The organism is Cytobacillus oceanisediminis, assembly GCF_004366035.1.
GTDB lineage: Bacteria > Bacillota > Bacilli > Bacillales > Cytobacillaceae > Cytobacillus > Cytobacillus oceanisediminis_C.
The window spans coordinates 258,313-279,848 of the sequence record NZ_SOEE01000005.1; the positions used below are offsets into that span (position 1 = coordinate 258,313).

Annotated in this window: 21 protein-coding genes; 1 reads left to right on the plus strand and 20 read right to left on the minus strand. The window is 42.8% G+C overall.

Annotated features, from left to right (window positions below):
- Nucleotides 1-100: 100 nt before the first annotated feature.
- The 6 genes from rho to DFO72_RS14520 all read right to left on the minus strand — a co-directional run bounded on the left by rho (nucleotide 101) and on the right by DFO72_RS14520 (nucleotide 6,987).
- Entirely contained in the window at nucleotides 101-1,369 is a 1,269-nt protein-coding gene (gene rho, locus DFO72_RS14495; RefSeq protein ID WP_113882361.1) for a transcription termination factor Rho, read from the minus strand.
- Between the two features lie 407 nt (nucleotides 1,370-1,776).
- Complete coding sequence (gene glpX, locus DFO72_RS14500; RefSeq protein ID WP_009332282.1) at nucleotides 1,777-2,739, minus strand: class II fructose-bisphosphatase; 963 nt, start codon at nucleotides 2,737-2,739, stop codon at nucleotides 1,777-1,779.
- A gap of 166 nt (nucleotides 2,740-2,905) precedes the next feature.
- The gene (locus DFO72_RS14505) at nucleotides 2,906-4,192 is read right to left on the minus strand and encodes a UDP-N-acetylglucosamine 1-carboxyvinyltransferase (RefSeq protein ID WP_113882362.1); all 1,287 of its coding nucleotides are present in this window, start codon (nucleotides 4,190-4,192) and stop codon (nucleotides 2,906-2,908) included.
- A gap of 469 nt (nucleotides 4,193-4,661) precedes the next feature.
- Complete coding sequence (fsa, locus tag DFO72_RS14510; RefSeq protein WP_061794013.1) at nucleotides 4,662-5,306, minus strand: fructose-6-phosphate aldolase; 645 nt, start codon at nucleotides 5,304-5,306, stop codon at nucleotides 4,662-4,664.
- 191 nt (nucleotides 5,307-5,497) lie between these two features.
- Nucleotides 5,498-6,355, minus strand: coding sequence for a class II fructose-bisphosphate aldolase (locus DFO72_RS14515; RefSeq protein WP_113882363.1), 858 nt, complete (start codon nucleotides 6,353-6,355; stop codon nucleotides 5,498-5,500).
- Nucleotides 6,356-6,609: 254 nt separating this feature from the next.
- The gene (locus tag DFO72_RS14520) at nucleotides 6,610-6,987 is read right to left on the minus strand and encodes a response regulator (RefSeq protein ID WP_175502221.1); all 378 of its coding nucleotides are present in this window, start codon (nucleotides 6,985-6,987) and stop codon (nucleotides 6,610-6,612) included.
- Between the two features lie 217 nt (nucleotides 6,988-7,204).
- On the opposite strand from DFO72_RS14520, the gene DFO72_RS14525 reads away from it, so the two are divergent.
- Nucleotides 7,205-7,726, plus strand: coding sequence for a DUF2529 domain-containing protein (locus DFO72_RS14525; protein ID WP_113882364.1), 522 nt, complete (start codon nucleotides 7,205-7,207; stop codon nucleotides 7,724-7,726).
- 44 nt (nucleotides 7,727-7,770) lie between these two features.
- Here DFO72_RS14525 and hxlA read toward each other — a convergent pair whose 3' ends face one another.
- From hxlA to rpoE, 14 genes are all read right to left on the minus strand, one after another.
- Nucleotides 7,771-8,397, minus strand: coding sequence for a 3-hexulose-6-phosphate synthase (gene hxlA / locus DFO72_RS14530; RefSeq protein ID WP_113882365.1), 627 nt, complete (start codon nucleotides 8,395-8,397; stop codon nucleotides 7,771-7,773).
- A 79-nt stretch (nucleotides 8,398-8,476) separates the two neighbouring features.
- Complete coding sequence (locus DFO72_RS14535) at nucleotides 8,477-9,316, minus strand: SDR family oxidoreductase (protein WP_113882366.1); 840 nt, start codon at nucleotides 9,314-9,316, stop codon at nucleotides 8,477-8,479.
- A gap of 11 nt (nucleotides 9,317-9,327) precedes the next feature.
- On the minus strand, nucleotides 9,328-10,389 hold the full coding sequence (uxuA, locus tag DFO72_RS14540) for a mannonate dehydratase (protein WP_113882367.1): 1,062 nt from the start codon (nucleotides 10,387-10,389) through the stop codon (nucleotides 9,328-9,330).
- The gene (locus DFO72_RS14545) at nucleotides 10,386-11,021 is read right to left on the minus strand and encodes a bifunctional 2-keto-4-hydroxyglutarate aldolase/2-keto-3-deoxy-6-phosphogluconate aldolase (protein WP_113882368.1); all 636 of its coding nucleotides are present in this window, start codon (nucleotides 11,019-11,021) and stop codon (nucleotides 10,386-10,388) included. The genes uxuA and DFO72_RS14545 overlap by 4 nt, the downstream gene beginning before the upstream one ends.
- Before the next feature lie 11 nt (nucleotides 11,022-11,032).
- Nucleotides 11,033-12,052 carry a zinc-binding alcohol dehydrogenase family protein gene (locus DFO72_RS14550; protein ID WP_113882369.1) on the minus strand — a complete coding sequence of 340 codons (1,020 nt, stop codon included), beginning with the start codon at nucleotides 12,050-12,052 and terminating at the stop codon, nucleotides 11,033-11,035.
- 11 nt (nucleotides 12,053-12,063) lie between these two features.
- Nucleotides 12,064-13,338 (minus strand): TRAP transporter large permease, encoded by a 1,275-nt coding sequence (locus DFO72_RS14555; RefSeq protein ID WP_113882370.1) that lies wholly within the window; start codon nucleotides 13,336-13,338, stop codon nucleotides 12,064-12,066.
- The gene (locus tag DFO72_RS14560) at nucleotides 13,335-13,829 is read right to left on the minus strand and encodes a TRAP transporter small permease (protein WP_113882371.1); all 495 of its coding nucleotides are present in this window, start codon (nucleotides 13,827-13,829) and stop codon (nucleotides 13,335-13,337) included. Before DFO72_RS14560 ends, DFO72_RS14555 begins: the two co-directional genes overlap by 4 nt.
- Before the next feature lie 78 nt (nucleotides 13,830-13,907).
- Nucleotides 13,908-14,912, minus strand: a complete 1,005-nt coding sequence (locus tag DFO72_RS14565; protein ID WP_113882372.1) for a TRAP transporter substrate-binding protein — start codon at nucleotides 14,910-14,912, stop codon at nucleotides 13,908-13,910.
- Nucleotides 14,913-14,938: 26 nt separating this feature from the next.
- Complete coding sequence (gene allD, locus DFO72_RS14570) at nucleotides 14,939-15,949, minus strand: ureidoglycolate dehydrogenase (RefSeq protein WP_113882373.1); 1,011 nt, start codon at nucleotides 15,947-15,949, stop codon at nucleotides 14,939-14,941.
- Between the two features lie 10 nt (nucleotides 15,950-15,959).
- A complete protein-coding gene (gene hxlB / locus DFO72_RS14575; protein ID WP_113882374.1) occupies nucleotides 15,960-16,505 on the minus strand; it encodes a 6-phospho-3-hexuloisomerase in 546 nt (181 codons plus the stop codon).
- Between the two features lie 10 nt (nucleotides 16,506-16,515).
- Entirely contained in the window at nucleotides 16,516-17,472 is a 957-nt protein-coding gene (locus DFO72_RS14580) for a sugar kinase (RefSeq protein WP_113882375.1), read from the minus strand.
- A gap of 20 nt (nucleotides 17,473-17,492) precedes the next feature.
- Nucleotides 17,493-18,497, minus strand: a complete 1,005-nt coding sequence (locus tag DFO72_RS14585; protein WP_113882376.1) for a LacI family DNA-binding transcriptional regulator — start codon at nucleotides 18,495-18,497, stop codon at nucleotides 17,493-17,495.
- A gap of 184 nt (nucleotides 18,498-18,681) precedes the next feature.
- The gene (locus DFO72_RS14590; protein ID WP_113882377.1) at nucleotides 18,682-20,289 is read right to left on the minus strand and encodes a CTP synthase; all 1,608 of its coding nucleotides are present in this window, start codon (nucleotides 20,287-20,289) and stop codon (nucleotides 18,682-18,684) included.
- A gap of 272 nt (nucleotides 20,290-20,561) precedes the next feature.
- Nucleotides 20,562-21,149 (minus strand): DNA-directed RNA polymerase subunit delta, encoded by a 588-nt coding sequence (rpoE, locus tag DFO72_RS14595; RefSeq protein ID WP_113882378.1) that lies wholly within the window; start codon nucleotides 21,147-21,149, stop codon nucleotides 20,562-20,564.
- Nucleotides 21,150-21,536: the final 387 nt, after the last annotated feature.

A 21,536-nucleotide genomic window follows, 5' to 3' on the forward strand; every position in this document is an offset into this window, starting at 1 on the left:
GATTGCCGTAAACTTCAAAAACACACTGTCATCATTATAACAAGTCAAAGTATTTTTTGCAATAAGCGAATTCGGCATCCTGAATTTTCCAAATGAAGCCTTATTGCGAGCGCTTAGCCTTCATTTCTTCTGCCAAGTTAGCAAAAAACTCTTCGTTCGATTTTGTCTGTCTTAGCTTGCGAAGCAGCTTTTCAGCAAAATCCGGTGAATCGGACATGGATTTGCGGATTGCCCACAGCTTGTCAAGATGATCTTTCTGGATAAGAAGTTCTTCTTTACGCGTCCCGGAGCGGCGGATGTCGATGGCCGGGAAGATTCTTCTTTCAGCCAAGGAGCGGTCAAGGTGCAGCTCCATATTGCCTGTCCCCTTGAATTCTTCGTAAATGACGTCATCCATGCGTGAACCTGTGTCAACGAGTGCAGTTGCCAAAATTGTTAAACTTCCGCCCTCTTCAATGTTACGCGCTGCACCGAAGAAACGCTTCGGACGGTGGAATGCAGCCGGGTCAATACCTCCGGAAAGTGTTCTTCCGCTTGGAGGAATAACCAGGTTATACGCTCTTGCCAGTCTTGTGATGCTGTCCATCAAAATAACAACATCACGCTTGTGCTCAACCAGGCGCATAGCGCGTTCAAGAACAAGCTCGGCCACTTTAATGTGGTTTTCAGGCACTTCATCAAACGTAGAGCTGACCACATCGCCTGCAACTGAACGCTCGATGTCTGTTACCTCTTCCGGGCGCTCGTCAATTAATAGCACAATCAGTTCCGCTTCCGGGTGGTTGGTTGTAATGCTATTGGCAATTTCCTTTAAAAGCATGGTCTTACCTGCTTTTGGCGGCGCGACTATCAGACCGCGCTGCCCGAATCCAACAGGTGCAAGCAGGTCCATAATTCTTGTAGACAGTTGTCTTGTACCTGTTTCCAGTTTCATATGGCGGTTTGGATATAAAGGAGTCAGACCAGGGAAGTGAACACGCTCTTTTGCTGATTCCGGATCATCGCCATTTACGGCTTCAACCTGCAGAAGGCCGAAATAACGCTCATTTTCTTTTGGAGGACGGACTTTTCCTGAAACCTTATCTCCGTTTCTCAAATCGAAACGGCGAATCTGGGAAGCGGAAATATAAATATCCTCAGAGCTTGGTGAATAGTTGATTGGACGAAGGAAGCCGAATCCTTCTGACTGAATGATCTCCAGAACACCTTCCATGAAAAAGTAGCCTTCCTGCTCTGCTCTTGCTTTCAGGATGGCAAAAATCAATTCTTTTTTCGATAACTTGCTGTAATAAGAAACTTTATATTCACGGGCAAGTTCATAAAGCTCTTTCAGCTTCATATTTTCTAAACTTGAAATGTTTAAACCCATTTTTACACCACACTTTTGAAATTTTCAATTATTTCCTCCATATGCAGCTGTACAAATAATGGACTTTATATGAAAGGAAAGGGAAAGATACTTGACTTGAGGCACTGAAAATAGCTGAAGAATCTATCATTATGTTCTTAATTAAAGGTTTCGAGGAATGGAACGGTTTATTGTCCGTTTTTTCAGTTGATATTGGAGGCATCCTCTTCTTCCAAATGCGCAAGCACCTTGCCTTATCCTCGGGGGAGGCGCAGGAGCCAGTTTAAAAAACAATCTCTATTTTACCCCTTAATATGAAAATTAATCAATAATTAAATTTGATATGGAAAATATAGCAGGAAGGAAATGAAAATGAGCAGGCTGGCGCAGATGGCCAGCTCTCATTTTCTATCTATCTTTTATGAAAATTATTTAATAACAAGATTTGGCTTTTTCTTTAGACTATGGCGTCCCTCAACAAAGCGGACCGTACCTGATTTGGCACGCATGACAAGCGAATGGGTCGAACCATATGAACCTTTAAACTGTACACCTTTTAGAAGCTCTCCGTCTGTTACGCCTGTAGCAGCAAAAATGGCATCATCGCCTTTTACCAGATCTTCCATAAGAAGGACTTTGTTAATATCGAGGCCCATCTTCAAGCAGCGCTCAGCCTCTGCATCATTTTGCGGAAGAAGTTTTCCTTGAATTTCTCCGCCAAGGCACTTAAGGGCAACAGCTGCCAAAACGCCTTCAGGTGCTCCCCCAGATCCGAACAGAATATCGACGCCAGTCTCATCAAAAGCGGTATTTATGGCACCAGCCACGTCCCCATCATTGATTAATTTAATTCTGGCGCCAGCTTCGCGAAGCTGGCTGATGATGTGTTCATGTCGCTCACGGTTAAGCACTGTAGCCACGACATCCTGGATATCTTTGTTTTTTGCTCTTGCGACCGCTTTCAAATTATCCAAGACAGAAGCGTTAATATCAATTTGCCCAACCGCTTCAGGACCGACTGCGATTTTGTCCATGTACATATCCGGAGCATGCAGAAGGTTTCCGTGGTCAGCTACCGCAAGAACAGCTAATGCATTCCAGCCCCCAGATGCTACGATATTGGTGCCTTCCAGCGGATCGACAGCAACATCCACACGCGGACCATAGCCTGTTCCAAGCTTTTCCCCGATATAAAGCATCGGCGCTTCATCCATTTCGCCCTCTCCGATAACGACTGTTCCCTTCATTGGCACAGTATCGAATACATCTCTCATTGCAGAAGTAGCAGCATCATCCGCTTCATCTTTTAATCCGCGGCCCATCCAGCGTGCTGATGCTAAAGCGGCACCTTCCGTTACGCGAACTAATTCCATTGACAAACTTCTTTCCATCGATTTTTCCTCCCCGGATTCTAAGGCTGGCAGCATGGCGAATGCGGACCAGCTCTTTACCGCCGGCACCGCAAAAGCCCGCCTTAATTTATATTTGTCTGCTGATGTCACTTAGGCTTTAGCCCAAGCAATATTCAGTCAGCTGTCCATATTCCAAGATGTGTCTCTATGCGTTCTTCATTTGTTCCATTTCTTCTTTGCTCATTTCTTCGCGCCAGATTGTGGCACCAAGTCCATTCAGCTTTTCAACAAGGTGGCTATAGCCTCTGTCGATATGCTCTAAGCCAGTGACTTCGGTAACTCCCTCAGCCATCAAGCCGGCAATTACCAGTGCTGCGCCTGCACGCAAATCGCTCGCCTTAACTTTAGCTCCCTGAAGCTGAATTGGCCCATTGATGATCGCCGAGCGTCCTTCAACTTTAATGTTAGCATTCATTCTGCGCAGCTCATCAATATGCTTAAAACGGGCACTATAAATGGTATCCGTAACCATGCTTGTCCCTTCTGCACCTGTTAACAGAGAAGTCAGCGGCTGCTGAAGGTCTGTTGGAAAGCCAGGATAAACAAGTGTTTTAATATCCACTGCTTTCATTTTTTCAGCTCGCCCTACAAATACCTGGTCGTCGTTCGTTTCAATCTGAACGCCCATTTCGCGCAGTTTTGCTATTAGGGACTCAAGGTGATGGGGGATGACATTGTCAATCAGCACCCCTTCTCCAGCCGCTGCACCAACGATCATATAGGTCCCCGCTTCAATCCGGTCTGGGATAATCGTATGCTGGCAGCCATGCAGCTGGTCTACGCCATCGATGCGGATTACATCTGTGCCGGCACCTTTTATTTTCGCACCCATATTGGTTAAAAGGGTAGCAACATCAATGATTTCAGGCTCTTTTGCAGCATTTTCAATTATTGTTCTGCCTTTTGCTCTGACAGCGGCAAGCATGATATTGATGGTTGCCCCAACGCTGACAACATCGAGATAGATACGGGCTCCGCGAAGCTCATCGGCACGAAGGTAAATGGCTCCCTGCTCATTGGTCACACGCGCGCCAAGAGCTTCAAAACCTTTAATATGCTGGTCAATCGGCCTTGGTCCCAGATGACATCCGCCAGGAAGTCCAATAACCGCTTTTTTAAATCGGCCGAGCATCGCTCCCATTAAATAATAGGAAGCGCGTAATTTTTTCACTTTTCCGTTCGGCAAAGGCATGGAAATCATGGAAGAGGGATCAACTGTCATATCATTTTCAGAGAATTCGACAGTGCCCCCTATTTCTTCAAGCAAATCTTTTAGAATTTGTACATCCGAAATATCCGGCAAACCTTCAATTGTCACAGGCGATTCCGCTAAAATGGTAGCTGGAATTAATGCAACTGCACTATTCTTCGCTCCGCTGATCCGGACTGTTCCTTTTAATGGATATCCGCCTGCAATCATTAGCTTTTCCATTTGTAACTCCCTTCTTAGCCGTTGTTAAACACACATGCTGACATTTGACTTCAATATTTAAAGAATTGATAGCCCTTACAGCAAAAGCTACACACTACTTTTCTAACCAATTCCGCCAGAAAATAGCCCCAGCTTCTATAAGAAACCAAATAGGCTTGTCATTATTTTTAATATCGGAAAAATTGTCTTTGGGAAAATCTGCACTTTCATATTATCATGTATCTGCATTTTGCAACATCGCAAGATGAATAAGGAACAATTTTCCATGTGTTTTTTACAGATTCCGACATTATCTTTATCCTATAGTTTACACGAAAAATCAAATCTCATGTATTGTATTCAAAAAAAGTTAAAATTAAGAAAGAAGCACTAAAAGCCGGGGTACAAGTGTGAAGGGGCTGGCTTTGCTCCAACTTTTTCAGCAACGAAACAAAGCCAGTTTCCTAGAGTTATTTTTCCGAAGAATCCATTATCCTCTTGAGTTCCAGTCTGCCAGGAACGCTTCGATTCCCTTATCTGTCAGAGGATGGCTGAATAATTGCTGGATGACTTTATAAGGAACTGTCGCAATATGGGCTCCTCTTAATGCTGCATCCGTCACATGCTGAGGATGTCTGATGGATGCTGCTATGATTTCTGTATCAATGTCATGAATCGCAAAGATTTCTGCGATGGTGGAAATGAGATCCAGACCGTTATGGCCTATATCGTCTAAACGACCAAGGAACGGAGAAACGTATGTAGCACCTGCTCTTGCAGCAAGCAGCGCCTGGTTTGCACTGAAGATCAAAGTCACATTTGTTTTAATGCCTTCTTTTGAAAAAGCACTTACTGCTTTTAGTCCATCGGGTGTCATTGGCACCTTGATTGTGATGTTCGGTGCAATCGCTGCCAGCTCTCTTCCTTCTTTTATCATACCTTCAGCATCAAGGGCGATGACCTCGGCGCTTACTGAGCCAGGCACCAAATCCGTGATTTCGCGAAGACGGTCAGGGAAGGATACATTCTTTTCCTTTGCCACCAATGATGGATTGGTTGTTACCCCTGCTACTACCCCAAGGGCATATGCTTCTTTAATTTCGTCCATGTTTGCTGTATCGATGAAAAACTTCATAATAATCCCACCTTGTTTAATTTTTTGATAATTTATGCTGCGGATATCTATGTATTATTAAATAAAGTTTCTATTCTGTAAAGCCTTACATTTGGAGGCAGAATTTCCGCATCAGACCCTAAGCGCCCGCCGGATAAAATACAGGGAAACCGCCCCTAATCCAGAAGCGGTTTCTTATCCAATGATATTAATTATGCTTTGTTTGAAGAACCGAATTCGCGCATTTTGCCGATTACAGTTTCTTTAATTGCTTCGCGTGCTGGTCCTAAGTATTTGCGCGGATCGTATACTTCTGTATCTGCTGCCAATACTTCGCGAACGCGTTTTGCAGAAGCAATTTGGTTTTCAGTGTTTACATTGATTTTTGCAGTTCCTAAAGAGATAGACTTTTGGATATCCTTTGTTGGGATTCCAGTTCCGCCATGAAGAACTAAAGGAACACCAGTAAGGCTTCCGATCTCTTCCATTTCAGCAAAGCCAAGGTTTGGCTCACCTTTATATGGGCCATGAACAGAACCTAGTGCTGGAGCAAGGCAGTCGATGCCTGTGCGTTTTACCAGTTCATCACATTCTTTAGCATCCGCATAAATAACGCCATCAGCAACAACATCGTCTTCCTGTCCGCCGACAGTTCCTAACTCCGCTTCCACTGAAACGCCTTTTGAATGTGCATATTCAACTACTTTAGAAGTAGTCTCAACGTTTTGTTCGAATGGATCATGAGACGCATCGATCATAACGGATGTGAATCCTGCATCGATCGCTTCTTTACATTTATCAAAACTTGAACCGTGGTCTAGGTGGATAGCCACCGGAACGGTAATTTTGTAATCTTCCAGCAGTCCTTCAACCATCTTTACAACCGTTTTGAAACCGCCCATGTAGCGTGCAGCACCTTCGGAAACACCAAGGATAACCGGTGATTTTTCTTCTTCTGCCGCCTGCAGGATAGCTTGAGTAAACTCAAGGTTGTTTAAGTTAAATTGACCTACTGCATAGCCTTCTGATTTTGCTTTATTAAGCATTTCAGCCATAGAAACTAAAGGCATTTTTCTTCCTCCTTATTGATAATCGTTTAAGTTCGTCAGACTAAATACTGTTAAAGTTTTCCCCTTAACACTATCGAATATGTACCCTTAAAATAGTCTGCTAAACGAAGACGATCCTTTGGAATTCATCTGTTATCATACCAAAAAGGACTTAGAAAAGCCATTATTCCAAAGCGTTTTTGTTAATTGTCATAAAGCAAACGCTATCATTTTTATAGCGATGGAATTTCAGGTTAAAAACGGTTAATTTTGGTTTATTTCGAGTTAGGCACAGGCAAATATTTCTTTACCGCTGCCCTGATGTCATCAATATCGAATGGCTTTGCAAAGTGAGTAAGAGCTCCCAGATCCTTGGCCTCCTGAATCATATCGAGTTCGCCATAGGCAGTCATGATAATGACACGGATATCTTTATCCACCACTCTCATTCTTTTTAAAATCTCAATCCCATCCATTCCCGGTATTTTCATGTCGAGAAGAACAAGATCAGGCGAATGCTTGGAAACAATGTCGAGAGCCTGGACTCCATTGGCAGCCTGGTATGTGTCGTACCCTTCTTTCTGTAGTACCTCATTAAGCAAAATTCGGATTCCGAACTGATCATCTACAATTAATATTTTCCCTTTCATCAAGCCACCTCTTCCTGTCGTATTAAAAGCACTTAGGTTTAAAACCATACTGAATTATGACTGCAGGTCACTTAACTATACATTCTCCTACAGCTAATTTCTCTGTGAAACATGATTATTCCTGCTGGTATTTGCAATTTCAATTGTGAATATTTTACCTTTTCCTCCCTTTTCACTATAATAGAACCGCTAAGTGCAGTGACCGAAGGAGTGAAATAGTTTGCTTAAGATGTTTTCTACCCAGCTGACAGGCTTGTTTAAACGACTTCAGGAAAAAGAAGAGTTTTCCATCGAGGACAGTGCACGCCTATTGGCTCAGGCTGCCGCCGGTGATGGGAAAATATATATTTACGGTACAAAAGAAATGGCTGCAATTGGCTATGAAGCCGTTCAAAGCCAGGAACCGCTTAGAGATGCAGCGATTTTGGAAAGTGATGAGGAAGTCTCAGAAACAGACAGAGTAATCATCTTCTCAAGACATTCAGATGACGAAGACGCGGTCGCTCTGGCAAAATCTTTGTCCGAAAAAGGAATTCCCTTTGTGGCAGTGAGCACCATCAAAACCGAATGCAGTGACAATCTCGCTGATTTGGCTGATGTCCATATTGATTTAAAGCTTGCTAAAGGGCTTCTGCCTGATGAAGAAGGCAACCGCTTCGGCTATCCGGCTTCCATGGCTGCTTTATTCGTTTATTATGGAATCAAGTTTACGATTGAAGAGATTTTGGCGGAGTATGAATAATAGATGGGCCGAATCAGCCTCCATTCCGGGGGCTGATTCGGCTGTCATTTTTGCAGTTGGCTTCTTATTGCTGAGCTAGCTTCTTTTGGTGCTTGATTACCTGTAATGGCACTTCCAACTATGACTACATCTGCAATACTATCCTTCAATTCTCCGATCGTTTTTTCTGAAATCCCGCCTGCAATAGCAACTTCGATATCATTTAACCCTTTTACCAGGCTAAATAAAGCGGGATCCGCTATAGAACCCTCTTTCTGCATATCCTTTCCTATATGGAGACAAAATAAGTCCGCCCCCAAATCATATAGACTCTTAACTCTTTCTGCGTCCTGAATTCCCAGCAAATCAATCATAATTCTTTTATCGGCGGCATTTGCAATCTCTAATGCCTGCTTTATCGTGCTGATATGCGAAAAGCCCATCACAGTCATAACGTCCGCCCCTGCTCTAAAGGCCTGTTCTGCTTCATATTTTCCTGCATCACAAGTTTTCATATCCGCCACAATTGTTTTTTCTGGATAGGCAGCCTTCATTTCCCGAATTATCTTCATACCATATTCTTTAATCACGCCCGTCCCGATCTCAATCCAATCGATATTTTCACAAGTTTCATCTGCGATACAGAAGCATTCCTGCTCGGTTAAGCGGTCAAGTGCAAGCTGAATTTTCACTTCTATTCTCCTTCTTTTAGAAATGTAATTTATAAGGGAAAAAACCACAGGAATACTTCCTGTGGCCCTATTTTTTATATTAAACTCCTGAGTAGGCCATAAAGCCGCCATCGACAGGCACTGTTACACCAGTGACAAAGCCGGAGTATTCTTCATCAGCAAGCCACAGCAGTACACCGAGCAAATCTTTCGGCTGGCCAAATCTTTTCATTGGTGTATGAGCAATAATTTTTTCTGACCTGGCCGTATGGGAACCATCTTGATTTAATAATAAATTGCGGTTCTGAGTTGTTAAGAAAAATCCCGGTGCAATTGCATTTACCCGCAAACCTGTTTCTGCGAAATGTACAGCCATCCACATTGTAAAATTATTAATGGCTGATTTGGCTGCACTATAGGCAGGCACTTTTGTCATTGGCGAATAAGCACTCATTGATGAGACATTAATAATGATAGGTGATTCCTGCTTTAGCAGTTCTTTGCCAAAAACCTGGCTGGCTAAAAAAGTTCCGGTAAAGTTGCTGGCAAAAACCTGGGAGAAGCCTTTCTCATCCATATCAAAGAAGGACTTTTCAGAAGAAGACTCCACATTATGGGTTTCTACAGAAGTAATGGCATCCGGGTGATTCCCCCCTGCTCCATTAATTAGTATGTCTACACTGCCAAAGTGGCTGATCACTTCTTCCCTTGCCTTTTCCATGGATTCACGATCTAAGACGTCTGCTGCAACAGCAATCGCTGTTCCCCCTGCTTTTTCAATTTCGGCTGATACCGCAGCTCCCTTTTCTGCTGTACGATTAAGAATGGCCACTTTCACCCCGTGTCTTGCGAGCTCCCTGGCCATTTCCGAGCAAAGCACACCGCTTCCTCCAGTAATTACCGCTGTTTTTCCATTTAAATTTTCATGTATTGGAAACATTAGCATTCTCCTTATTTCTCAGATTGATAGGCATCCCATAATCCGTGAAGATACATGATTCCAAGAGCCCGGTCATATAATCCGTAACCCGGTCTGCATTCTTCACCCCAAAGATGCCTTCCGTGGTCAGGTCGCACGTAACCCTCAAATTGAATCTCAGATAACTCTTTAACCACACCTTTTATATTGATGGATCCATCTGCTGTTAAATGAGAAGTTTCAATAAAATCGCCGTTTTCGAATATCTTTACATTTCGGATATGTGCAAATGGTGACCTTTCGGCAAATTTCCTTGCGAGTTCAACCATATCGTTTTGCGGATTGGCTCCCAGCGATCCTGTGCAAAAGGTAATGCCGTTCGATGGTGAATCAGAGATAGAAAGGAGCTTCTGCAGACTTTCATCTCCCGTCATGATTCGCGGGAGGCCAAAAATAGACCAAGGCGGGTCATCCGGGTGGATAGCCATCTTGATGCCTGCTTCTTCTGCCACCGGCAAAATTTCCCGTAAGAAATAGCTCAGATTGCCCCATAAGTCCTCTGCAGTTACATCCTGATAAGCCGCAAATAATTCTTTAATCCGGGACATTTTCTCTGGCTCCCAGCCTGGAAGAGTCAAATCGGAAGCCTCAGAAACCGTTTTAATTAAATCATGCGGATCCAGATTTTCCACTTTGTTCTTTTCATAAAATAACGCTGTTGAGCCATCTGGAAGGGCGCGGTATAAGTCAGTCCGCGTCCAATCAAAGACAGGCATAAAGTTATAGCAAATAACTTTAACCCCAGATTGAGACAGATTTCGAATGGTTTTCTTATAATTTTCTATATATAAGTCCCTTTCATTGTTTCCCAGCTTAATAGATTCATGTATATTAACACTTTCCACCACATCTGCATGAAACCCAAAGGACTCTATATACTCAACTTCAGATTTAATCTCTTCTGTCTCCCAAACTTCCCCGACAGGCTTTCTATGTAGGGCCCAAACGATTCCTTTCACATTGGGAATCTGTTTCACTTGTTCAAGAGTTACGGTATCATTATCCCTTCCATACCAGCGAAAGGTCATATTCATTTTCCGCCGCCTCCATTAATCGTTTCGACATATTTTCCACAAAGTGCTTTTACTGATTCTTTACCGCCAGCTCTGTATGCCTTGTTTAAGTCACTTCCAATGCCGGCTGCGACAGCGCCAGCCTCAAGCCACGCACCGACATTATCTAAATTCACCCCGCCAGTTGGCATGATGCGCACCTGTGGCAGGGGACCATTGACTGCACCGATAAATGATGGATCAAAACGATTGGCCGGGAACAGCTTTACAATGTCACAGCCATATTCGAGAGCGGTCATGATTTCAGTTATGGTCATGCATCCAGGAAGATATGGAATGCTGTATCGATTGCAAAGCAAGGCTATATTCTTATCAAAATGCGGACTAACAACAAATTCCGCCCCATTTAAAATGGCATGGCGGGCTGTTTCCGAATCCAGAACTGTCCCAGCCCCGATTACACCGTCTGAACCTCTTAGTGCCTGAAACACTTTTTCCGCTTCAGGTGTAGTATAAGTCACTTCAATAGCACGAAATCCGCCTTCAATGGCAGCTTCAGAAATATCAATCGCTTCTTCTGGTGTTTTTCCACGCACAACTGAGACCACTTTCGATTCTGATAGCTGATTTAGTTTCTCTATTTTTAAGTTCATCTAATCTCCCCTTAATCGAAAACAATAACTGCTTTTCGAACCTGGTCAGGATTGTTCTCTACATATTGGAATGCTTCCTGCACTTCACTTATCGGAAAATGGTGGGTAATAAAACCGTTTGATTGAAGTTTTTCTGCATTCAGCAGAGAAACAACCTTTTCAAATTGGTTTGTCTGAAGCCTCGAACCGACAATGGTTACTTCTTTTTTCGTTATTGGCAATTGTGGAATAGAGGATGGCCGATCATCAAACCCCAGAACAACTACCGTGCCGGCAGGCGATACAAGATTTACGCCAAGCTCAAAGGTAGAATGCAGACATACTGCATCAATCACTACATTTGGTCCTTCACCATCTGTCAATTCCAATACCCGCTCTTCTACAGACTCTTCCGATGCATGAATGATTTCATCTGCCCCATTTTCTTTTGCAAATGCTAGTCGTTCCTGCTTCAAATCACTGATAATGACCCTAGCACCCTGCAGCTTTGCCATTTTTAAAATGCATATGCCTATCGGGCCGCTTCCCTGGATGAATACAGTATCTCCTTCTTCAACGGCCCCGCGCCATACAGCCTGAGCTCCAATGGTGTAAGGTTCAGCCAATACGACTTCATCCCATTCTAAAGATGAATTCACAACATGAAGCTGTTTTTCAGGCAATACAAAGAACTCCCGCAAGCCTCCATCTTCATGAACACCAAAAACAGATAAAGACTGACATACATTCGGACGTCCTTTTCGGCATGCGTAGCACTCTCCGCAATAGCGGATTGGCTCCACTACAACATGGTCACCAGGCTTCATTCCTGAAACATTTGACCCGACTTCAACGACTTCTCCTGCCACTTCATGGCCAACAATTCTCGGGTAGGTCGCAAGCGGGTTTGTCCCATGGTAAATATGCATATCAGACCCGCATATTCCAACTCTTTTAACTTTCACTAGAACCTCATCAGGATTGCTGATGACCGGTTTTTCTAATTCAATAACTTCCATTTCCATTGTGTTTGGAATTTGAACTGCTTCCATTTTTTTACCCCCTATTCAAATAAACTCGGAAGGAACATTGAGATTTGCGGCACGAAAGCCACAAGCATTAAGACAGCCAGGCTGACACCTAAGAATGGCAGTAATTCTTTTGCTGTTTTTCCAATTGAGACTTTGCCAATCTGGGATGCTACGAATAGACATACACCAACTGGCGGTGTTACAAGGCCAATAACAAGGTTCAATACCATCATGACGCCAAATTGAACCGGATCCATACCGATGGATGCAGCTACAGGCAATAACACCGGGAATAATATAACCAGAGCAGCAATCGTCTCCATGAACGTTCCAACAAACAACAGCAGCAAATTAATCAATAAAATAACAACAATTGGGTTTGTTGAAATCCCCAGAATGGCATCTGCAACCATTTGAGGAATTTGCTCACTTATCATAATCCAGCCAAACAGGTTGGCAAAGCCTACAAGAAGCATGATCGAAGCGGTACCTGTCATGGAAGAGAGCATAATTTCCGGTATTTTTTTAATAGGAAGTTCTTTATAAACGAAAATCCCAATGACAAAGGCATACAATACCGCAATGACTGAAGCTTCAGTCGGTGTGAAGTAGCCTCCTAGAATTCCATATAAAATAATAACTGTCATAAACAACGCCCAGAATGCACCAGTAAAGCTTTTCCATATTACCTTTAATGACTTTCTTTCACCTTTGGGATAATTTCTCTTAACAGAGATAATATAGGTGGGGATCATTAGACCAACGCCAAGTAATAAACCAGGAAGAGCACCGGCCAAAAACAGGTCACCGATTGATACCGACGCAAGTGTACCCACGATAATCATTGGAAGTGACGGCGGTATAATAGGTCCAACTGTTGAAGACGATGCTGTTACAGCAGCAGAAAAGCCTGCTCCGTACCCTTCTTTTTTCATTGCAGGAATAAGAATAGCTCCTATACTCGCTGTGTCTGCCAAGGCTGTACCTGAAATACCTGCAAATCCCATTGAGGATCCAACATTCGCTAAGCCAAGCCCCCCGCGGATATGGCCGAAGCAATTATTCGCAAACTGAATGATGCGATCTGTAATACCGCCAGCATTCATTAAGTTTCCTGCCAGAATAAACCCGGGAATACAGAGCAAAACAAAGGAGTTTAATCCTCCAAACATTTTTTGCGGAATGATGCTTAATGGGATATCAGCCAGTATTAAATAAAAAAGTGAAGATAGGCCAAGGCTGAATGCTACTGGCACGCCTAAGAATATCAGGATTATGAACGAGAAAAACAAAATGGCTGCCATCATAGTTCCCCACCACCCATTTGTGAATTAAAGTCTTCTTCATTTCGAATTAGCCTAATGATTTTGACAATGGAATACAGTATTAAAAACGAACTCATGATAAATATTGCAGCATGGATTACCGACATCTGAAAAGGCATTGTGGCTGAAGTCTGGTTTCCCCCTAGCTGTGTAAAGAACCATCCTTCTTTAACAAGAACCCCGCTTAACCATATAATCAGCAAATAAATTCCAATTTCATAATACCGGCGAAAAGCATGTGACATTTTCGTGAGAATCAGATCCACATTAATAAATTCGCCTCGAAGCAAAGCTAGCGGTGCCCCAAAGCAAATGGAGTATATAAACAAATATCGCGTAAGTTCTTCAGTCCAAATGGCTGTGTAGGGAAGATAGCGCGACATGATTTGGATGGTAACCACGATAATAACCCCTGAAAAACTTATAACAGTCAAAAAGGCTAATATTCGGTCAAGCCAAGTTCGAATCTTCATTTTTCCATTCCTTCCTTTAATTAAAGGCACTGCTGGCAAAAAAGTCAGCGGTGCCTTTAACTTGTTCCAATAAGACTATTATTCTGCCTCTAGAATTTTTTCATAAAGCTCATACTGTTTTGGCTTAAGGCTATCTTTGATCGCAGGCTGCATTTTTTCACGGAAGGCATCCTGATCAACATCAACAAACTCCATTCCTTCACTTTCTAGCTCAGACTCTATCTTTGAAATCTCTTCATCATAAAGTTTTTCTCCAAATGCCTGCGCTTCTGCAGCTGCTTCTGTCACAGCCTTTTTCTGTTCATCATTCAAAGCCTCAAACTGCTTGTTGCCAATTAGGATATAAATCCATGAATATACATGCTCTGTACGATTCACATACTTTTGAACCTCATACAATCCGCCGCTCTGAATTAAGTCAACCGGATTTTCCTGTCCTTTAATAACTCCTTGCTGGAGGCCGGTAAATACTTCATTGAAGTCCATAACCTGCGGCTTAGCACCTGCGGCTTCCCAGACTTTTAGGAACAACGGAACATTTGGCACTCGCATGGAAAAGCCCTTTAAATCAGATGGTGACTCAATAGGTTCACTTGAAGTCAAGTTACGTGGAGCACGTGTATGATAATACAAAGGAGTCAAGCCAACCTTTTCAGTGATTTCCTTTTCAATTTCTTCACCGATTTCCCCTTCTACAACCGTTTTTACATGGTCAAGATCACGGAAGGCATACGGTACTGCCATTAAAGCAGCTTTAGGTGCCCAGTTTTGCATGGTTTCACCAGAAATGACCAAGTCAGCTGTACCCGCCTGGATAGCATTGATTGTATCTGTTTCTCCGCCAAGAGAGTTATTCGGGAAAATTTGAATTTCAATTTGTCCGTCTGTTTTTTCATTAACCAGATCTGCAAATTCCTCAGCCGTTTTATGCCAAATATGATTTTCGTCTGCCAAGTGGCCAAACTTCCACTTAATTACTTCTCCATCCTGTTTCTCGCTGCTTGCACCATTGGAACCGCCGGAACCGCAGGCACTAAGCATCATTGCAGCTGCTAAAACACCAGATAACCACTTCAATTTCATTATCATTCTCCCCTTTTTCTATAGGTTTAGTTTGTTAAAAACTGATGGACAGTTGAAGCAATTGTTATCCCTTTTTCAAGGTTTCTTTCTTCATTCATTTGTTCAATTTCACCCGGAACAAGAACACTTTTAAAGCCCGGAGCCGGAGGTGCCTGGCGGATTTCTGCCATCATTTGATCCATATTCTCAAGGAATGCTTCTGCATCCGTAAAGAATGCCGGATTAATTGCACAGAAATAATGGCCAAGTTTCCGTTTCTTATCCAGGTCTCCATACATCTTGGCTACATGCGGCCCAAAAGCGGCACCTGCAAGCAAACCTGAGAAGATGTCGACAATCATTGATAGCCCATAGCCCTTAGGCCCGCCAAACGGAGAAAGTGAAACGACTTGGGAAGGATCTGTTACGGTTTTCCCATTCTCGTCCACACCCCACCCTTCTGGAATTTCTTTCCCTTCCTCCTTATATTGAAGGATCTTCCCCAGTGCTACATTCGATGTTGCCATGTCCAGGATGAATGGTTTATGTGATTTTGCCGGTACGCCATAGGCGACTGGATTGGTTCCAAGGAAAGCATCTTTGCCTCCAAAAGGCACGACAATTTTATCAGTATGGGTCATCGCTACCCCAATCAGGTTTTCCTCTGCCGCATTTTGAACGAAATAGCTCAGTGCCCCGCAATGGCTGCTATTAATTGCTGTTACCATTCCCACACCATTTTCCTTTGCCATATGGATGGCATGATTCATGGCTTCATCTGCAATGACGTGTCCAAATCCGTCATCCCCATCGACTACGCCTGTCACAGGGCCGGTTTTATTGAATGTAATCTCCGCTTTAGGATTAATTCCTCCAGCATTAAGACGATTCACATAATGCTCAGTACGTAAAACACCATGTGAATTAACATTTCTTAAATCCGCATGAACCAGTATTTCCGCAACTTTTTCTGCATGTTCTTGCATTAAGCCGGCATCTGTTAATTTCTGCACTACTAGTTTCATAGCTTCTTTATGATGAATTGTCACAGTAGACATAATGATCCCCCTACTCCAGGTTCGTATGTTTCTTGACCATTTCTTCGTTTGAATTTCTTTCTGATAAACTATCAATAATTGCAGCATCTAAGATAAGATGTGCGGCCTGATCAAACTGATTTCCAAGCGGCTGAATCGTATTCGGTTCTCCTGAATGACGGTATTTTGTCGCTGCAGAAATCTGCATTCCCCCGGTAAAGCATGGCTTATGTACCGCCTCTTTATTAGTGGTTATTAAAAATACTTTTGCCCCCGCCCTGAAGGCGTTTTCAGAAAAACTTATTGTCTGTCCTGTTTTGGCTGAGCCAGATAAAACGATTAATATATCGTTCTCCTGAATGGCCGGTGTTGTCGTTTCCCCCAAAACATAGACTGTCTTTCCGCTATGCATAAGACGCATGGCAATCGCCTTTGCCACTAAGCCTGAACGGCCTTCCCCAGTAAAGAAAAAACGAGCGTCACTCTTTAAAAGTGCTACGAAAGAGTCGTATTCATTCTTATCGACATGTGTGCATACTGCTCTCATTTCTTTGAGAATGGTATGAATCGTATCCATTGTCCACCTCTTATCTTTCAACGATAAGGTCATTATTGATAAAAGCGTTTACTTCATTAAGATAAGGAAGGCCTTCATTATCGCCCGAGACGGTTGTAACCAGGGCGCCTACGCCATTAGCAAATTGAAGCAGCCTTTCCTTGCTGAAGCCGTTCAGCCAGCCATAAATGTATCCCGCATCAAATCCATCCCCAGCTCCGACAGTATCAACGGGAGTCACATGAAAGCTTTCTGCCCGTGTCCAATCGCCATTCCGGAGTAGCTTTGATCCGTTAGCGCCATCCTTTAAGACCAAATCCCTGATGCCATATTCTCTGGCAAATAGCGCAAGTTCATCTTCTTCTTCCATTCCGCTTATTAACCTGATCTCTTCTAATCCCGTAAGCAGGATGTCAACATGCGGAAGAATTTCTTTATACGCTTTTCTCGCTTCTTCAATCGACCAAAGCTTCAGTCTTATGTTTGGATCAAAGGAGATAGGAATCTTTTTTTGTTTTGCAGCTTCAATCACTTTTGCGGCAATTTCGATGTTCTTTGGGTCAATAGCAAGGAAAACACCTGTAAGATGGACAAGATCTATATTTTCAAACAGTTCTTCCTGAATCATATCCGGTGTCAAGGTTAAAATAGGCGAGTTATATCGGTAATAGAATGTCTTGCCTGATCCATCCTCATTAATTTCCTTAAAGTTAAGTGATGTTGGGCGGCCGCTTACAAAATCTACACCCGATACATCAACGCCCTCTCCACGAGCGAAGTTATATATGACTCTGCCAAACTCATCTTCCCCCAGCCGGCTAATCCACTTGCTGCCTAACCCGAGCCTTGCACATCCAATGGCAAAGTTAAGTTCTGCACCGCCCACCTTGCGTTCAAACTGGGTGACATATCTAAGTGGTCCTTTTACAGCTGGGTTCAGTGTTATCATGGCATCTCCGATTGTTAACACTTTGAATGGTGATGACATTATTTTTCTCTCCTAACACTCTATAAAGATTCCCGCTCAACTAAAGCAGGAGCGTATCTTTTAATCTCGTACACTTCCTCAAATCGAGGATCTCTAATTAAATCTAATAAAACAGAAGCGGCATCATTGCCAATTTCAAAGGTCGGCTGTTTGATGGCTGTTATCGGCGTTGCCGAGATTTCCAGAAAATCAGAGTCATCTACCGCGATAACGCTTACATCTTCAGGAACCTTTAAATTCTTTTTTCTTAAAAATTTCAAAAGTTCAATGAGCGATAGATCGTTTGTAGCAAAAAATGCCTCTGGCGTTTCTTTGTTCAGCCACATTTTTTCCAGTTCAGGGATAATGTCTTTTCTTTCTGCCGCAATAATCCACTCATCCTTTACAGGCAAATCATTTTGTTTCAGCGTTTTCTTGTATCCATTTATCCGTTCAATCCGGGGTGTCACTTTTTGGCTTAAGGACATGGATATCAGCCCTATTTTCCTATGGCCTTTTTGGACGATTTCCTGAACGGCAATCTCAGCTGCTCTCTCGTTATCCAAAAGCAGTGTTGGATAAATCGTTTTTTCAAGCTTTCTATCTACAAAAACAATGGGGAAATTTGAAAGCTTAAGCCGTTTATATTGATCTTCATTTCCGATAGTTGGAAAGATAATTAGACCATCAACTTGTTTAGCTAAGAGCATATCAATGTATGCACGTTCTTTTTCCGGATTATCGTCTGCGTTACAGACAAACAAATGAAATTCATTTTTTTCGCAGACATCTTCAATAGCCCTGATAATTTCTGTCGAAAACGTATGCAGTATATTGGCAACAATCACCCCAATGGTTGATGACTTCTTTTGCTTCAAACTTTTAGCTACGAAATTCGGGATATATCCCAGCTCGCGAATGGCCTCTTCAATTCGCATTTTAGTAGCATCTGCCATATACTCGTAGCGATTATTGATATACTGTGAAACTGTGCTCTTTGATACATTTGCTTTTTGCGCAACATCTAACATCGTTATTTTTTTCATGTTGTACTATCCTCTCGCAAAACCGATTTAGTAAATCGGTTTAGTAAACCGGTTTAGTGAAAGTATAAATGAAAACCTTTTCAAAATCAATACTAAAATTTCTGAATTTTATTTTTTGCAGAAATCATTCAAAAACGATTCAGACAAAAAAATCCCTCCGCATTCCGGAGGGATTTTTCACACTTTATAATTTCTCGCTAAATTTCAATGACGCCCCGACAAATTCACGGAATAATGGCTGAGGGCGAGTTGGTCTTGAGATAAATTCAGGATGGAACTGGGAAGCAACGAACCAAGGGTGATCCTTCACCTCAATGATTTCCACTAAACGGCCATCCGGGCTTGTACCAGAGAAGACGAAGCCTGCTTTCTCCATATCCTGGCGATAGTGGTTGTTGAACTCATAGCGATGACGATGACGCTCATATACCACTTCATCCTGGTACGCCTCAAAGGCTTTTGTATCCTCATTCAATTTACAAGCTTGTAAACCAAGTCTTAGCGTTCCGCCTAAATCCTCAATATCCTTTTGCTCAGGCAGAAGGTCGATAATTGGATGCGGAGTTTCAGGAGCAATTTCTGCAGAATGCGCCCCTTCAAGTCCCAGTACATTTCTTGCAAACTCAATTGAAGCGAGCTGCATGCCAAGGCAAATGCCAAGGAATGGCCTTTTGTTCTCACGCGCATATTGAATTGCAAGGATTTTCCCTTCAATGCCGCGGTCGCCAAATCCGCCTGGAACCAGAATGCCGTCAGCATCCTGAAGCAGCTCATTGACATTACTGCTGTCCACTTCTTCAGAGTTGATCCATTTGATTTCTATATCAGAATCAAAAGCATAACCCGCATGCTTTAAGGCTTCGACAACTGAAATGTAAGCATCCTGCAATTCAACATATTTACCGACAAGAGCAATCTTGGTTTTTTTGGAAAGGTTCAGAACCTTGTCGACCAGCTGCTTCCACTCGGCCATGTCCGCTTCTCCGCAATTCAGCTTTAAATGCTTGCAGACGATTTCATCAAGCTTCTGATCTTGAAGGGATAGTGGTATAGAATATAATGTATCCGCATCTGTTGCTTCAATAACTGCTTCTTTATCGATATCACAGAATAGCGCAATTTTATCCTTCATATCCTGGGAAATTGGCATTTCTGTACGAAGAACGATTACGTTTGGCTGAATGCCAAGGCTTCTCAGTTCTTTAACACTGTGCTGTGTAGGCTTTGTTTTCATTTCGCCTGCTGCCTTGATATAAGGAACCAATGTACAGTGAATGTACATCACATTATCGCGGCCGATATCGCTCTTAATCTGGCGGATCGCTTCAAGGAATGGAAGTGACTCAATATCCCCTACTGTTCCGCCGATTTCTGTGATGACCACATCAGAATTCGTTTCATGGCCTGCACGGAAAACTTTATCCTTGATTTCATTTGTGATATGCGGAATAACCTGTACCGTTCCGCCGTTATAGTCTCCGCGGCGCTCTTTTCTAAGAACAGTTGAGTAGATTTTGCCAGTTGTTACACTGCTGTACTTAGTCAGGTTAATATCAACAAAACGCTCATAGTGACCTAAGTCCAGGTCAGTCTCCGCGCCATCACCTGTTACAAACACCTCACCATGCTGGTACGGGCTCATTGTTCCCGGATCCACATTTATGTAAGGGTCGAATTTCTGAATTGTAACCGTTAACCCTCTGTTTTTCAATAAGCGGCCAAGTGATGCTGCCGTGATTCCTTTTCCTAGTGACGAAACAACTCCGCCCGTAACAAAAATATACTTAGTCATGAAAAATTCCCCCTTGATATCAGTTTGTGCATAATGATGCTGGTTTAAAGACTTGATGATAAAAATTCTATTGTTCAGCCTCCGATTTTCTCAGCGGAAGCTTATCGCAAAGGGATGGTTTAGCTCTTTTAAAAAGGCACATGGCCTATAAAAAAATAAAAAGCGCCCCTCTTACTTAAGTAAGTAAGGGAGCGCTATTAGCGTCTAAACGAATCGTCCTTTTTTAAGGAGCCCAAAAAGTATTCTACAAGCCCTGAAACGAAAAGTCAAGATTATAAATCTTCTTCGTCTTCCTCAGTGTCGAGGTCATCTTCCTCAAGCTCTTCGTCCTCATCGCCAAGGTCGTATTCTTCATCTTTATCGATTATTTCAGCATCGTCTTCGAACTCATCGTCATCATCATCATCAAGATCATCGTCATCGTCAAGAAGGTCGTCATCATCGTCTTCTGTCAGATCATCATCGTCGAATCCGTCGATATCGTCGTAATCGATATCTTCTTCATCAAGCTCATCATAATCTTCAAGATCGAGATCCTCGTCGTCCTTTTTCTTCGCCTTTTTCTTCTTAGGCTTGATTACGGTAACGATTTCTTCTTCATATTGGTCAACCGGATACCATGAACGAAGGCCCCAGCGGTTATCGCCTAATCCGATAAAATGGCCATCTATATTTAAATCTGTATAGAATTGTGCAATTTTTCCCCTGACTTGTTCCTCTGAAAGGTTCATAAGTTTAGCCACTTCATTCATAATGTCATTAAAGGCCATTGGTTCCTTTTTGCCTGTTAGAAGTTCATAAGCCACTTCGATCAATGACATTTCTTGTAATTCTTCTTTTGAGAACTGTTCCAAACTCAATATCAGCACTTCCTTTCCCTATGTAAACGCTCATTCTGCAGCGCAAATCAAACTATTAAAGCTGAAGTTCCGCAGCTGTATGCAAATGCGTGCGGACAGCCTCCAAGAAGGCATATTCTTCATTATAAACAAATTTTTACGGTTTATGCCAGTTATATCTGCTGTTCTTCGTATTTTTATGCGATTTATTCTTGAATTTAAATTATCTTAATAGGGCTTTGAATGATGTCCGTTAATTTTAGCACGGGGCGCTTGCTTTCCGCGGGGAGGAACGGGAGCCTCCTCGGCTGCGCCTGCGAGGTCTCCCGCTCCCTCTTCTGACGCAGGACATTGAATAAGCTTCCTCGAATGAACACCGTACGAAGGAAATGCGCAAGCATTTTCGAG